General features: G+C 45.8%; 12 protein-coding genes. 7 read left to right on the top strand and 5 right to left on the bottom strand.

Annotated elements, in window-relative coordinates; genetic code table 11:
• The first annotated feature begins 32 nt into the window (after positions 1-32).
• The 5 genes from GCU85_RS06285 (at position 33) to recG (ending at position 6,786) form a co-directional block, all read left to right on the top strand.
• Entirely contained in the window at positions 33-2,048 is a 2,016-nt protein-coding gene (locus GCU85_RS06285; protein ID WP_152810338.1) for a RelA/SpoT family protein, read from the top strand.
• A gap of 33 nt (positions 2,049-2,081) precedes the next feature.
• The gene (locus GCU85_RS06280; RefSeq protein ID WP_152810337.1) at positions 2,082-2,462 is read left to right on the top strand and encodes a RidA family protein; all 381 of its coding nucleotides are present in this window, start codon (positions 2,082-2,084) and stop codon (positions 2,460-2,462) included.
• Positions 2,463-2,683: 221 nt separating this feature from the next.
• Positions 2,684-3,169, top strand: coding sequence for a TspO/MBR family protein (locus GCU85_RS06275; protein WP_152810336.1), 486 nt, complete (start codon positions 2,684-2,686; stop codon positions 3,167-3,169).
• A complete protein-coding gene (locus GCU85_RS06270) occupies positions 3,144-4,637 on the top strand; it encodes a cryptochrome/photolyase family protein (protein ID WP_218110577.1) in 1,494 nt (497 codons plus the stop codon). The genes GCU85_RS06275 and GCU85_RS06270 overlap by 26 nt, the downstream gene beginning before the upstream one ends.
• Positions 4,638-4,650: 13 nt before the next feature.
• On the top strand, positions 4,651-6,786 hold the full coding sequence (recG, locus tag GCU85_RS06265; protein ID WP_152810334.1) for an ATP-dependent DNA helicase RecG: 2,136 nt from the start codon (positions 4,651-4,653) through the stop codon (positions 6,784-6,786).
• Between the two features lie 55 nt (positions 6,787-6,841).
• On the opposite strand, the gene GCU85_RS06260 is transcribed toward recG, so the two are convergent.
• The 4 genes from GCU85_RS06260 to dsbD form a co-directional block, all read right to left on the bottom strand.
• On the bottom strand, positions 6,842-7,789 hold the full coding sequence (locus GCU85_RS06260; protein WP_152810333.1) for a DMT family transporter: 948 nt from the start codon (positions 7,787-7,789) through the stop codon (positions 6,842-6,844).
• Positions 7,790-8,029: 240 nt separating this feature from the next.
• Positions 8,030-8,944, bottom strand: a complete 915-nt coding sequence (locus tag GCU85_RS06255; RefSeq protein ID WP_152810332.1) for a hypothetical protein — start codon at positions 8,942-8,944, stop codon at positions 8,030-8,032.
• Positions 8,945-9,087: 143 nt separating this feature from the next.
• The gene (locus tag GCU85_RS06250) at positions 9,088-9,831 is read right to left on the bottom strand and encodes a hypothetical protein (protein WP_152810331.1); all 744 of its coding nucleotides are present in this window, start codon (positions 9,829-9,831) and stop codon (positions 9,088-9,090) included.
• Positions 9,832-10,290: 459 nt separating this feature from the next.
• Positions 10,291-12,819 carry a protein-disulfide reductase DsbD gene (dsbD, locus tag GCU85_RS06245; protein ID WP_152810330.1) on the bottom strand — a complete coding sequence of 843 codons (2,529 nt, stop codon included), beginning with the start codon at positions 12,817-12,819 and terminating at the stop codon, positions 10,291-10,293.
• 162 nt (positions 12,820-12,981) lie between these two features.
• On the opposite strand from dsbD, the gene GCU85_RS06240 reads away from it, so the two are divergent.
• A complete protein-coding gene (locus GCU85_RS06240; protein WP_152810329.1) occupies positions 12,982-13,464 on the top strand; it encodes an FxsA family protein in 483 nt (160 codons plus the stop codon).
• Positions 13,465-13,562: 98 nt separating this feature from the next.
• Entirely contained in the window at positions 13,563-14,753 is a 1,191-nt protein-coding gene (locus GCU85_RS06235) for a YihY/virulence factor BrkB family protein (protein WP_152810328.1), read from the top strand.
• Positions 14,754-14,762: 9 nt separating this feature from the next.
• Here GCU85_RS06235 and GCU85_RS06230 read toward each other — a convergent pair whose 3' ends face one another.
• Positions 14,763-15,659: a hydrogen peroxide-inducible genes activator gene (locus GCU85_RS06230; protein WP_152810327.1), complete on the bottom strand. Its 897-nt coding sequence runs from the start codon at positions 15,657-15,659 to the stop codon at positions 14,763-14,765.
• Between the last annotated feature and the right edge of the window lie 39 nt (positions 15,660-15,698).

The following is a 15,698-nucleotide window of genomic DNA, read 5'->3' as shown; positions in this document are numbered from 1 at the left end:
GCTTCATCAATAGCCTCATCAATAGACGAACAATGCGCTACCGTGATGCCCTATTTTATGACCCTGATCTCGATGGATTAGACGCCATCACGACAAGCATTACTCAGCTCATTGCGCAGAGCGACTATCTTGACGCAGACCAGCAGCAGCAACTCATCGATTGCTGCTTTTTTGCGGCCACAGCGCATAAAACCCAAACACGTCACTCTGGCGAGCCCTACATTTGCCACCCTATCAAAGTAGCAGAAATCCTCGCCAGCGAAGTGCAATTCGATATCGCGGTTTTACAGGCTGCTATCTTGCACGATGTCATCGAAGACACACCCATCAGCAAAAAAACGTTAATTCAACATTTTAGCGAAGAAGTCGCCGCGCTGGTTGATGGCGTCAGTAAGCTTGAAAAAAACGAATCAATTTCACCACAAGTGCTACAAGCACAAACCTTTGAAAAACTCGTCAGCGCAATGGAAGCCGACCCGCGTGTTGTGATGATTAAATTTGCTGACCGACTACACAATATGCAAACGCTGGACGCACTACCCAGCAAAAAACGCGCACGCATTGCCCAAGAAACACTGGATGTTTATGTCCCTATTGCCACTCGTTTGGGGATGTATGTTTTTAAAACTGAGATGGAAGAACTCGCCTTTAAGCACGTTAATCCATGGCGTTATAATACCATTTGCAAACTACTCACCGACAACGAAACTAGGGAAAACACAGCCAACCAAGTCATTCAAACCCTGCAACAACAATTTAAACTCGCTAATCTTGCTGCCTCTGTCCGTAAAAGACGGCGAAACTTGCTCAATATCTATAAAAAACTACAGAAAAGTCGGTTCACAAGACGACCGCTAGAAAACGCGAGTATTCCGTTTATTATCTTAACCGAAAATATCGACGACTGTTACCGTGTACTCGGTATCATTCATCAAATCTACCCCCCTGTTTTTAAAAAACTCACTGATTACATTGCCTCACCCAAAGCCAATGGCTATCAATCTATTCATACCTCGGCACTGACCAAAGACCGTCGGGTCATTAACTTTCAAATCCGCACCAAAGCCATGCATGCCATTGCTGAGTCTGGCATCATTGCCATTTGGCGACAGCATAACCAAGAAAAAATCACTGCAAAGCAACCCAACACCAACCAACCACCACGAGACAAATCCATTCGTCGCTGGTTGGTTAATCTCAAAGACTTGCGTAATTATACGTCGGGTTCATTGGATTATTACGAGGCCATCAAACGCGATTTAACGGGCTACGACATCCAAGTATTTACCCCCAAAGGCGAGCCCATCGCCTTGCCTGTTGGCGCGACGGTCATTGATTTTGCTTATCACATTCATACCGATTTAGGCAACCACCTGAGCGCCGCCAAGGTCAATGGCATTGACGTTGATTTAACGTTTACGCTAAACAATGGACAAACCGTCGAAGTCCTCACCCAAGCTGCAGCACACCCAGATTGTCGCTGGCTACAGGTCGTCAAAACCGCACGCGCACGGGTAGCCATCAGGCATTATTTTAATAGCCTACCTGAATCAGACTTAGAGAAACTCGGGCACAGTGAATTAGAAAGATACTTGGCTCAGCGCGGCTTTACCTACGCTAACCTAAAAGCGTTACTCAAATTAGTCGCCAAAAAGCGCGGCATTAAGCGCAAAGCACTCCTGCGAAAAATCGCGCTCGATGAAGTCGGCAAAAAACAAACCTTAAACGATTTGCAACACCTTCTCGACCAAGACGGGCTAACCACGACAATCACCGCGCAGGTATTCAACCAACCTGGCGCGCTCGCCTCAGTCGCTGACGTCTTTGGCCAATGCGCCGCCAATATCGTGAGCGTTGAGCTACCCAATGATATGCAGCGTGCAGAAGTTAGCATGACCTTTATCATCAAAGTACAATCGCTGGTGCAGCTAGAGCATATTATGTTTCAGCTGAGTGCGTTACCGTTGGTAAAAAAATTAACCCATAAAAGCCAGCCGTCATTACACGAATCTACTGACTTAACCACTAACCTACACCCTAACCACTAACCTACACCCTAACCACTTAAACGAGGATATTACATGAAACAAATCATAGAAACCACTAATGCCCCCGCTGCTGTTGGCACTTATTCACAGGCTGTGCGCACAGGAAATTTAGTTTTTTTATCAGGCCAAATCCCACTAGACCCAGAGACCATGACACTAAAAGAAGGATTTGAAGCACAAACTCACCAAGTATTTCAAAACCTCAAAGCCGTCGTCGAAGCCGCAGGAGGCACCATGGACCAAGTAATTAAGGTCAATATTTTTGTGATGGATCTCGGCAATTTCGCGATACTCAATGACATCATGGCACAGTATTTCACCGCCCCGTATCCCGCGCGTGCCGCCGTGCAAGTGGCTGGCATCCCCAAGGGCGCAGAAGTCGAAATGGAAGCCATTTTGGATTTAGGCAGCTAACCCATAGTAAATAAGCCAACATGACGATACCCATCATTTGAGCACAATGGGCTGATTTAACTAATCTAACTATTCTAATCACAAGCAGATCAATCAGTCCATTGTGGCTCATTTGCCACGGCTTATTTACTACAGCCATTTACTACAGCTTATTTCTGTGGCATATTTAAACCAGCCACTCGTCCAGCCACTCATCCAACCATCCACCCCCCAATAAACTAATGAAACGCAACCATCCTTTATTAATCGCTTTTTTTTACCTCGTCGGGTTTTTAATCCTCAATTTTTCGGGTCTAGCCATAGGCGCATGGGCAATGGCTGACGGCCCTCAGTCCGATTGGTATTTAGCACTAAACAAAGCACCATGGACACCACCAGGCTGGGTGTTTGGCGCAGCTTGGTCGCTGATTATGCTGTGCTTTTCCATCTACCTAACTCGGCTGATCATGTTGCCTGCCAGTAACCGCTGGGTACTGCTTTTCGCTATCAGCTGGGGGCTTAATGTCATCTGGAACTTTATTTTTTTCAGCCAGCATTGGGTCATTCTCGCCTTGGCGGTTATTGTGGCGTTGTTTTTTTGTATTGGCGTATTTTTTATTTATGCGCCGCGACCTGCATTAACCCACTGGCGCTATCTACTGTTGCCTTACCTTATTTGGCTTGCTATTGCGATTTCGCTCAATGCCTACATTGCTGGGTTTAACTAAATCATCCATCATGAACCGCCGTAAGCAACCATCCTCTCACACAACATCTCACACACAATCTCACGCACAAGCTCATTTACAGACTGCCAAGCCCGCTGTTGCGATTGTTTGGTTGCGTCGAGATTTGCGGTTTCGCGACAATACGGCACTAAACGCCGCATTATCACAGCAATCTGCTGTACTGCCGATTTTTATTTTTGACCCGCATATCCTAAAAACGCTCCCACAAAACGATGCGCGCGTGCGCTTTATCCATCAACGCTTGCAACAAATGCATGCCTATTTAGCCAAACATCACGGCAGTGGCATTGCCCGATACCACGGTGATCCATTATCAATTTTTCAGCAACTGCGTCAGCAAATGACCATTACCGCGGTTTATGCCAACCGTGATTACGAACCCTATGCACGCCAACGCGACAATCGCATCGCCGCCTATTTAGACAAACATCACATCGCCTTTCACACATTCAAAGATCACGTCATTTTTGAGCCCCACGAAGTCGTCAAAACCGACCAAAGCCCATACACGGTTTATACCCCTTATATGAAATGCTGGCGGCAACAATTGGCGCAACAATGGGCAACCAGTGCCTACAACGCCGACACGGATATGAATAATCACATCCCGACAACGAATTGGGCCACGCTCGCCGACTATCCATCGGTGAGTTTAGCATCCATGGGCTTTACCGCGATGACTAACACGCCTAACGCCGACAACACGGCGCAGAATATTTGCGCTGAGGGCACTCATATTGAAAGCATTCGCACCTATGACATTAGTGATGATGTCCTGATGCATTACGGTGAAACGCGTGATTTCCCCGCGCAAGATGCAACCTCACATTTAGGCCCCCATTTGCGCTTTGGCACGATTAGCATCCGCCAAGTCATGAAAAAAGCACAACAATACCACGCTGATATTTTTCAGAATGAACTCATTTGGCGTGAGTTTTTTATGCAAATTTTGTGGCATTTCCCACACACAACGACACAGTGCTTTCATGCCAAATATGAGGCCGTTGCATGGCGCCATAACGAACAAGACTTTGCGCGATGGTGCCAAGGCACGACTGGCTACCCACTCGTTGACGCAGGTATGCGAGAATTAAACGCCACAGGATACATGCATAACCGTGTGCGCATGGTCGTTGCCAGTTTTTTATGCAAGCATTTACTGATTGATTGGCGTTGGGGAGAGGCGTATTTTGCCGAAAAACTCCACGACTATGAGCAAGCAAGCAACGTGGGCAATTGGCAATGGGCGGCTGGATGCGGTGTCGATGCTGCCCCTTACTTTCGTATCTTTAACCCGCATTTACAGGCACAAAAATTTGATGCCAATTTATGTTATATTAGCCGTTGGGTGCCTGAATATAACACGGCCAATTATTCCAGCCCCATTATTGACCATAAAGCCGCACGCGCACGTTGTCTCGCGACTTATCAACAGGCACTAAAATAATTACACAAAAAACATGCCAAAAAAGCCATCAACGCCTAGCCAATCAACGCCTAGCCAATCAGCACACCACCCCACACACCAACTAAGCGACGCGATTACACAATTACCCGGTGTCGGGCCTGCGGTGGCAGAAAAGCTACACAAACGTGATATTCACCGCATCAGCGATTTATTATTCATTCTGCCCCTGCGCTACCAAGACCGCACCCAAATTACCCCTGTATCCGAGTTAACCTACGGGGAAGACGCTCAAGTCCTCGTCACGATTGTCTCAACCGGGATTAAATATGGGCAAAGACGCATGTTTGTTATGGAGACCCAAGACGACACAGGGTGGCTGACCATTCGCCTGTTTCAATTTGGCAAACAACAAACGCAGCACTTAACTGTGGGAACCCAGTTGTTAGTCTATGGTCAAGCACAAATCAACAGTGGCAATCAACGCTGGGCAATGATGCACCCAGAATACCAAGTCATCACACCACAGCAGCCCATCACACTCACTCATGCATTAACCCCAGTCTACCCTAGCCTTTTGGGAATCGGCACCAAAAAAATCCAACGCTGGATTAGTCTGGCGCTTAATTGTCTACACCATGAACCACTGCTTGACTTGCCCGAACCCATACGCACAACGCACCAGCTGCCTGATTTAAACACGGCCTTAATCGCCATTCATCAGCCACACGTTGGCCAATCGCTAGACGCATTGCTATCACCTGATAACCCAAACCTTGTACGGTTAGTCTTTGATGAATTGCTCGGTAAGCAAATAGCGTTGCTGCGTCAAAAAATCGCCCATCAATCGGAAAATGCCCTTGCATTTACCTTAAATCACGCTGTATACCAACGGCTTATCGCTTCACTGCCTTTTGCGCTGACTGGCGCACAGGGTCGCGTCATCGATGATATTTTTAGCGATTTACAGCACAACAAACCCATGCATCGCTTAATACAAGGCGATGTGGGTTCGGGCAAAACCTTGGTCGCATTGACTGCGGTGTTACAAGCCACGGCCAACGGCTTGCAAGCTGTCATTATGGCGCCCACCGAAGTCCTATCTGAACAACACTACTTACAAGCCGAACGCTATTTAGCACCGCTGGGCGTTTCCGTCGCTTGGCTATCGGGCAAAGCCACGGCCAAACAACGCCGCGAAACACTCGCTGCCATCCAAAGCGGCGAGGCGCAACTCATCATTGGTACCCATGCGCTATTCCAAGCCGATGTCATCTATGACCAGCTAGCACTGGTTGTCATTGATGAGCAGCATCGTTTTGGCGTACACCAACGGCTGCAACTCAGAGACAAAGCGCGTAGCGGTGATACCCCACATTTACTGGTAATGACCGCCACCCCGATACCCAGAACACTAGCGATGACATTTTATGCGGATTTAGACACTTCAATTATTGATGAATTACCCCCAGGACGCCAGCCCATTGAAACCCTATTATTGCCACAAGGCCAGCGTGAAACCCTAATTAATCGCATTCAACATATCATCCATGCGGGTCAACAAGTCTACTGGGTATGCCCGCTGATTGACGAATCAGACACGTTGCAAGCACAAGCCGCTGAAATCGTCTATCAGCAATTGTCTGCATCACTACCTGACATGACGGTTGGGCTGTTGCATGGGCGGCTTAATAGCGACGAAAAAACGGCCATTATCGCCAAATTCCAAGCCAATGAAATTCAATTACTGGTCGCCACCACCGTTATCGAGGTGGGCGTCGATGTGCCCAATGCGTCGCTGATGGTGATTGAAAGTGCCGAGCGGTTTGGGCTTGCACAATTGCATCAGCTCAGAGGCCGTGTCGGTCGTGGCTCAGCACAATCTTACTGTGTTTTACTGTACCAAGCCCCCCTCAGCGACAACGCCAAAAAACGCCTACAAGTCATCCGTGAAAATCATGATGGCTTTGCTATCGCCAAAGCCGATTTAGACATACGTGGTGCAGGGGAAATTTTGGGCACTAAACAAACTGGCGATATGCACTTTCGTATTGCTGATTTAACACGAGACGAGGCTTGGATTGCTATTACCTACCCCATCGCCCAGCACATCGTCGCGCACGACCCTGTTTTGGCTGATAAATTAGTCAACCGTTGGGTAGGATCTAGCCAACACTACGCCGATATCTAGTCACAAAAAATAGTTAATTACACTGAATTTGGTAGCAATGCTGTTATTGCAATGCTTAGTTGGGTGTTGCCACGACCATAACGCGGCGGTGATGAATTAACTGCCAGGTTAAGTGCGCTAAAATAGCAATCAATATAATTGCACCGCCGATTAAAGTGAATTTCGTTGGTGTTTCATTTAATAATATCCATACCCAAAGTGGGCCGAGCATCGGCTCTGCGGTGCTGATTAGTGCGGCTATTGGTGAAGGCAATAGCCGTGCGCCAGTAACAAATAGCGCCAAACCAAGGCCTAAGTTTAATGCACCAAAGGCCACCAAAATTCCGGCATCATAGGCACTGGTAACTAATGAAGAAGCCATAAAACCAGACAATACTGCCGCTATCATCGTGCCTAAACAAACCGCAGGCAACATTCGTACATGCGCATATCGCCGTGTAATTACAGTCGCAATAGCAAAGCATAAAGTTAAGATTAAGGCGAGTAAATCCCCTATTGGTGAAACTTCCCCAGCAAAGGATTCTGACACCATAATACTGACGCCAAAAATAACCACGAATATGGCAATCCATGTTGGTAGGCTTGCTTTTTCACGAAATAAAATCCAAGCAATCAAGGCCGCCAATAATGGCGCACCTGCTTGTATGAGCAGAATATTGGCAACGCTTGTATATTGTAGTGCCACAACAAAAGACGTCGAGGCGCAGGCAAAACATAATGCAACACAAATCCCCGGCCAGCCCATCGTGCGAAAAATGTTAACCGTGCCTTTAGGCTTATCACGTACCAACATAAAGGCCAATAAAAATAAACTGGCCCACACTGAGCGCCAAAATATGACTGTCCAACTATCTTCAACCGTAACAATGCGTCCAAAAAACCCGCCAAAACTCCATACAATTGCAGCGGCGGCGACCAGAAATATACCCAGTTTAAATTCTGTAGCAGAGTTACCTTGCCCAGCCAGCGCCTTGTTTTGTGGCATCATATCAGGATGTTGCATGCTAATTTACCGTTATTGTTATTGTTGCCGTTGCCGCTACCGCTACCTTTATTGATTTTCTCACTTCGCAATAAAGAAATGACGAAATGACGAAATGACGAAATAGCAAAATGATGAATGATGGCTTAAATTTTAGTAAAACATAATAGGCTTAGTTATAGCAGTTAGACTCGATTTAGTCTAGCGAAATGCAAACAAATTAATCGTACATTAGGAAACATTATTGGCGTTAACTAGCAGTCAATGCTGGTTTTTTTCTTCAGCACCCTCTGAATGAGACAAGTTGTACTTTAATCCAAACTCTGTTTCTGCCATCGAAAGAAGTGCTGCCATCAATGCATCCGCCTTGGCGTTAGAGCAATTTTCGTCAGTATTAACGCGGATACTAGACGATAAAGAATAATTTTCTAACGTGTCCATAGTTCTATTTTTTTGATTTCTATTTACACTAAGCCAAAGATTTATGCACTCCTCACCATCCCCCATAATTCCAGTTATATCAAAATAATCAGCGTTTGAGACTGTAGGCTTGCGGACTGACTTGATGTGTTTTATTCCACGCGTTTTTAAAGTTGATCTAATGCGTTCAAAATATGCAATTGTATCCAAATTAGCCGTTGATTGTAACGTACTTTGAATGTCAGTTCTTTTATAGAATTTTGGCGCATAACCTAATTTCAATGGATAGTATTCCAATCCAAATTCGCTATCCGCCATATGGATTACACTTTTAATCAATTCATCCGCCTCTATTGCTGAATAGCCAGTGCTAGTCAGAAAATCTATTGTAGAGTTAAATATAGTTGCTGGTTCTCCAGCTTTATCAGCATTCACATTCATTGCCAAATTTAGAGTAATACGGCCATACGGCACGCCCTCTTTCTTGAACCCAAACCAATACTGTCGCTTATATCTACCAGCGACGTTCATCCTATCAAATGAAACTGGAAATTCATCCATTCCTGCTACTTCCAGCAGGCTAATCAATTTGTTTTTATAGTCAATCAAAGGAAATTCCACTCCCTCCGCTGAATAATGGGTAGCTTTAAAAGATTTATATTCCTCAACCTCATCATGATATTTGGCATTACCAAAACGAAGAACACTACCGAAAATAGCGAACAACCCAAAAAATATAATCGAGACAAAAGCCAAAGAAAAAATCCAAGTGACTAATATATCAAGCCTGCGCTTTATATTTTCTTTTTTTTCATTTATTTAAATCATTCAGCATAAAAAAATTAAAGGAATTATTATATAACTCTAATCCATTACTGAAACACACGCTAACCAACAAACTAATTTTGACTACGGAACAATTTATCCCAAAAACTTGCATCTTCCTCAAACACGTACTTTTCCTTAGCGGTATCCCAAACAATTTTTTTATCGTCTAGCGTCGTGTTTTTATAGCTATCGGGGTAATTCCAAGGATTTAATTCCATCAGCAGGGATGCATCGTCCTGCGGGAATTCAATCAGATGACCATCTGGCAGTTGATATGACGGAATAAACTGCTCACTCCTTTCTAGAATTTCGCGCTGACCATAAATCGCATCTGTTTTTGTCACATAAAAGGTCGTCAACGGCTTAATAGCCGGCTTAGTGGCTTCATTATATGGCCATTTAGCTACCGACCTCTCAAACGACAACACAAACCAAAATTCGTAAAAATGTCCCTCATAAGGCGCTCTATATAAATTCAACACGCCCCATTCACCGACACCCACTAGCCAAAAGCCATCAACGTAGCGATCAGCCTCAACATAAGCATGACGTAAACTTACTCCGAGATCTTTTTTTAGTTTATCTTCTAACGGCTCTTTACCGCCTAATTGTTGGTACTGCTGTACGCCATGTTGTATGACCCACTCCGAAGCCAGATCCAGCCGCTTTATTGAGTTTTTATAGGCGCGCAGTCCACGTTCAGTCAACCCTGTTCCTGTGACTTCTCTTTCTCTCACATTACCGCCTCCGTAACTCTCATAGAAACGCAGTTGACGTTCAGTTATCCATGGCGCTGTCACTTTTCTTTCTCTCACACTTTCCTCTCCGTAACTCAATTGCTGACCGCTCAAAACAAGTACGCCTATTACCAGTATTCTCTTTATCATTTCTATTATCGCCTAAATCTATTACGTTAATATTAATACAAAACTGTGCCTAAATAGGAAGCTAATTTCAGTATTGTATCTTAGTCACTATATCCACGCCACCTACCAATAAAACAAAAAAAAGCCCATCAAACGATGGGCAAAATTTCAGAACTGATTGGAGACTTCTCTGAGTTACGTGGTCAATTATAACAATCAATCGTGTCAGCAGTGTGGCAAGCGCATGAATTATGTGTCATTTCATCAAAACCACTTAACAACATTAAAAAAAGTTGGCATTTTACCGTCAAACGCCAGTCCATCTGACAAATCCATCTGACAAATCCATCTGACAAATCCATCTAGCAAAATTCATCTGCCACACATTGCACTGCCACAATGGTGATTTTACGGCTCGGCGCGTGTTTTCAGTTGCTGGATTTTATCGCGTAATTCTACCGCTGAAATCACGCCAATGTGACGGGCTTGATTAATTTCTTGTGTTTGGTCAAAAAACAGCATGGCAGGCGGTCCAATCAAATGCAACTGCCGCATCATTTCACGATGGGCGGGTGTTGTCTGTGTGATATCAAGTTTTAGTAGCGTCACGCCGTCTAGGGCTTCATGCACGATAGGATCGGTTAGCGTTATATGCTCTATTTCTTGGCAAGCAACACACCAATCCGCATAAAAATCAAGCATCACCAAACCACTGGCGCTACTAGTACTCACGCTTGAAGCATTGCTGGCATCTTTATCAATATCGCCGCTGACGGTGACAAGCTGCTGCATCAAATCATCCATCGAATTCACATAAACAAATTCGGGATAATGTAGTTTTGTCAGCGGCTTCAACGGATGGCTGTTACCCATCAATCCACCGATTAGCCAGACCACACCAATCGCAGCCACGCCAACCGCTATGGCATTGGTGGCATAGTTAATCCAAACGCGGCTGAGCCCATGATGCCACAAAACCGTGGCAACCACCAATAGATACACACCCCACACAGCCAAAGCAACGCCACCCGACAGCAAGCGACTCATTAACCATATCGCCACACCAAACATCAGTAGCGCAAACAATCGCGTAATCAATCGCGATAACGCGCCTGTTTTGGGTATCACGGGCATCACCGTCGCAAAGGCAACCAGCGGCAAACTCATCCCCATGCCGAGTGAAAACAGATACAACGCCCCCAATCCGCTATCGTTGGTCACACTAATAAACGCCAAAATCGCAATCAGTGGTGGTGCGACACAAGGCCCCACAATCAACGTCGATAACGCACCGATGATAAACAAACTAAACACATTAGCGTTTTGCAGGCGTTGCTGCCAACCAATCACGCGTTGCTGAATGATGCCAGGTGTCGTAATCGAAAACACGCCCAGCATCGCAAGCCCCATGGCAATAAAAAGCCCCGCAAACAACAACAACCAAATCGGCTGCTGGAAAATGATTTGCAAGTTAATACCCGTTGCCGCAACAATCAAACCAAACACCGCCATCATCACCGCGACACCTAATGCATAGGCGAAGGCTAATATGCCCGCTTTTTTACGGGTGACTTGACGTTGATTGGTGATAATTCCCATCAAAATGGGCAGCATGGGCAGCACACAAGGGGTAAACGCCAGCGCCAATCCAGCAACAAATAACAAGACAACCCCCAGCACTACTTGTTGCTTCAAGGTATCCGCTAAAAAATAACGACTCGCGCCAATACCCCCTGTGCTATCCGTGCCGCTTAAACCGCCTGCACGATTAACTGAGCCATTGGTCACGCTATCTACTGGCTTCAGGTCAATGCTTTGCCCGTCCACAATCGTCATTTGTCGTGCCGTCACAGGATAGCAAACGCCTACGTCTGCACAGCCTTGAAATTGTATGTTTAACCTAAAATCGGTCAGTGGTCGATCTAGGGTTAACGTCACTTGTGCTGCGTTGTCGCGATAAACGACTTGCTGACCAAAAAACGCATCTTCGTGTATCTCACCTTCGCTAAATGCCACGTTGATAATTCGCGCATCCCCTAGCAAATCAACGAACGTTTTATCCCGATAGAGATAATACGCAGGCGCAACCTGCCAACGTAATGCATACGTTGTTGCATCGATTGCGTCCAAATAGACAGAAAACGCTTCGTCTTCGCCCAGTAATGCAGCCGATGCCGTTCGGTCAAACAACGCCGTTGTCGTCGTGGCTTGTGCCACCGATGACGATGCGGGTGATGCGGCAGAGGATGTACTGGCAGAGGAAGCACTAGCAGACGCAACGCCTGTTTGCGTTGTGGTAAAAATCGACGTACCAGCGTCTATACGGGCCTGAGAATTGGGCTGAGCAGTGCCTGTTTTAGTGGTTGCCGCGATAGTAAACTGTTTCTCCTGCGGTGGATAACAAATCCCGCCTGTTTCACAGCCTTGGTATTTCAATACCAACGTTGCAACGCCTGATTGGACTGGTGCCAATTGATAGGTCAATCTAATGGGGTCATCACCACCCATCCACACAGCTTGTTGCCCGAAATAAGGATCGTCTTTTCCTACCGTAGGCGTTGCTTGGACTTGGTCACCAAGCAGTTGATTACCCGTTTTTTTATCACTAAGTGTTAGTGCAAACATCCGACTGGCATACACGTAATAGCCGGGTTTTACCGAAATAGCCAATGTCAATTGGTTCTCTGTCACGGCTTCAACCGTTGGTACAAAAACCGTATCAGCAGGCAGCACAGACGTCTGTGCAAGCCCTGTCTGCATAGACCCTAGACTGACAGTCGCCAGTATTAGTAACCTCGACTTCGCCAAGCCCAATTTCGCCAAGCCCAGTCCCGACACGCCCAGCCTCGCCAAACTCAGTCCCGACACGCCCAGCCTAGACAACAAAACCAACACCCTAAAAAACAACACCGTTAGCAATGACAAATCGCCGCCCATGAATCACAAAAATAACAAGAAATAATCAACAAACAACACCGTAATACGAGAAATAATCGCACTGAGTTTATCACACTCAATCACGATGAATGGCACAAGTTAATTAACTTAATGATTAACTTCGGTTAGAATGTAGATACGTTTTACATTCGATTTGGTTTCATGCGATTATTTTTACTTATGTTGGTTGTCACTGCGATTGAAGTCGTTTTAATCGCAAAAGTAGGCAATCAAATTGGCTTTTTCAACACGTTTTTAATCATTGTGTTTACCGCAATGCTTGGGTCTTGGCAGCTCAAAAAACAGTGGCGATTCGTCATTCAAAAACAACAAATACAGCGCACTGCGCCTTCGGATACGCTGATTGCAGGCATTGTTTTGTTAATTTGTGCCGTGCTATTGATTACCCCAGGCTTTTTAACCGATATTGTTGGTTTTTTAGGGCTAATCCCTGCCCTGCGCGAACGATTAATTGGATTCATCAAGCGCCATGTCAATTTACAAGCAACCCATTTTTTTTCGCACACCGCACACGCAGAAATCGACGACACTGGCTGGGGCAAATCCAACCCACACCAGCCACATCGTGGTGACCGCCAACAATCAAACGACATACTCGAAGGCGAATATGAACGCAAAGATTAACATAAAAATAACCTAACAGATTAATCCAGCATCGCAAAAGGCTTGGTTAACGTATCCACCATACCTAATCCACCATACCTAATCCACCACAGCTATCCATGACACTACTCCAACGACTAGAGCACCAACTCTGGCAACAACAACACGAAACACGGCTACTAAAATTTGCCAAAATTTGTCTGGCGGTATGGCGTATTATTTGGCATTCACGGCTAAAACAATCGGCGGCATCGCTCACCTATAGTACGCTATTGGCGATTATCCCTTTGCTGGCGATACTGTTTACCCTACTGAAATCTTTTGGTATGGATACCGTCTTTCAATCGTTATTACTGGATTTGCTTGCACCAATGGGTAATGCAGGGACTGAAGTGGCGCAGTACATTCGTGCTTTTGTTGATAACACACGCGTGGGCGTTTTGGGGGGCGTGGGGTTGGTCTTTTTATTTTATAGTATCTTTGCTCTATTTCGCAAAATAGAAGCCACCTTAAACCATATTTGGCATGTTGACCAAATCCGACCGTTTCGAATACAAATCATTGGCTATCTCGGTGCCATGATGCTTACCGTGATTATTTCTGCCATTGCCTTAGGACTTAATCTATTTTTCCATAAAAATGTGTTGATTGAACAAGTTGCCGCTTACCCACTATGGGCGGCTATCTCAGGCTATTTGGCCAAAGCTGTGTCGATTATCATCACTGCGTTGTTACTCGCAATACTCTACGCCGCCATCCCCAATGCACAGGTTAAATTTCGCGCGGCATTTGCGGGTGGTTTGTTTTGTACCTTGCTATGGCTACCACTTACCGCTATTTTTACGAAAATTATTATTTTTAGCAGTAGTTATTCTATTATTTACAGCAGCTTTGCTAGTTTGATTATTTTGCTGATTTGGCTTAATATTTTATGGGTTTTATTCCTTTCTGGCGGGCTATTTGGCTACTTTGTGCAATTCCCCAGCTTGCTCAAGCCCCAAACCCAGTCCCGCCTCAATCCTGCCGAAACCGAATACTATGCGGCAATGCTAATGCAACACATCATCGCAAATTTCAAAGCAGGCAATGGCCCTGTCAGTTTGCACGACTTAATCCACAAAACCCAACTAACGCAACGACAAGTGCTCGAATTGCTGCACCCGTTTTTATTGCAGGGCTTTGTGTTGCCAATCCATCCACAACGCAACCAATACGCACTCAATGTCGATTATCAGCAATTAACCGATACGCGTATCCGTGAAATCGCACGCGGCGAGATACGCGGCGAAATACGCAGCGCAATAAAGTGAAAAACCAACCTAACCACTACGCCCTAGACAGCGGACAACGCTGGTCGCTATCGCTTTAATTAATTGCGGTTGAATAAAGCTTTTACGCCAAATCAACGTGATTTGGCGTTGTGGCATCGGTGGCGCAAAAGGACGTACGACAATATTTTCATCAGGCACTAGCGCCATCTCAGGAAAGACCGAAATACCCAACCCGCTGGATACCATCATCCGAATAGTTTCTAACGAACCACCTTGTACCCAATTTTTATCGAACAACCTAGGCTGTTCGCAACCTGGGCAGGCCTCTAACACTTGGTCGCGAAAACAGTTGCCACCGCCTAGCAAAAACACCCGTTCTCCGCGAAGCGCTTCGGCTGTTATCGCCTGTTTAGTTGCCAATGCATGCCCTTTGGGCATGAGTACGTAAAAAGGCTCTGAGAACAACGTCAGACTCTCGAATAAGCTAGCATCAGGAATCGGTGGCGACACCAGCGCCACGTCCAACTCTCCCGCCTTCAAATCATCTATGAGCTGTTGGGTATAGGCTTCTTTAATAAACAATTTAACCTCAGGCGCGGTTTGTTGTAATGCTGGAATCATCTTTGGCAACAGATAGGGGCACACCGTATAAATCGCACCTAGGTGAACATTGCCGACCAGCTCGCCTTGTGTCGCTTCAGCAATGGCGCGAATCGTATCGGCATTCATTAGGGTTTGCTTAGCCGCCTCGATAATTTGTTTACCCACTTGCGTGGGGATTGCCTTGTGCGCTAAGCGTTCAAAAATCTGCACACCAAGTTCAGCTTCTAATTTTTTAATCCCAACACTCAGCGTTGGCTGGCTGACGAACACCCGTTCAGCCGCGCGTCCAAAGTGTTGTGTTTGTTCCAATGCCACGATATAGCGTAACTCTGTCAATGTCATAATGCGCTCACTCGTTAAATCTTCTATAGAAAATTCAGG

It is taken from the genome of Ostreibacterium oceani (genome assembly GCF_009362845.1).
Classification (GTDB): Bacteria; Pseudomonadota; Gammaproteobacteria; order Cardiobacteriales; family Ostreibacteriaceae; genus Ostreibacterium; species Ostreibacterium oceani.
This window is presented reverse-complemented; position numbering and strand designations above follow the sequence as displayed.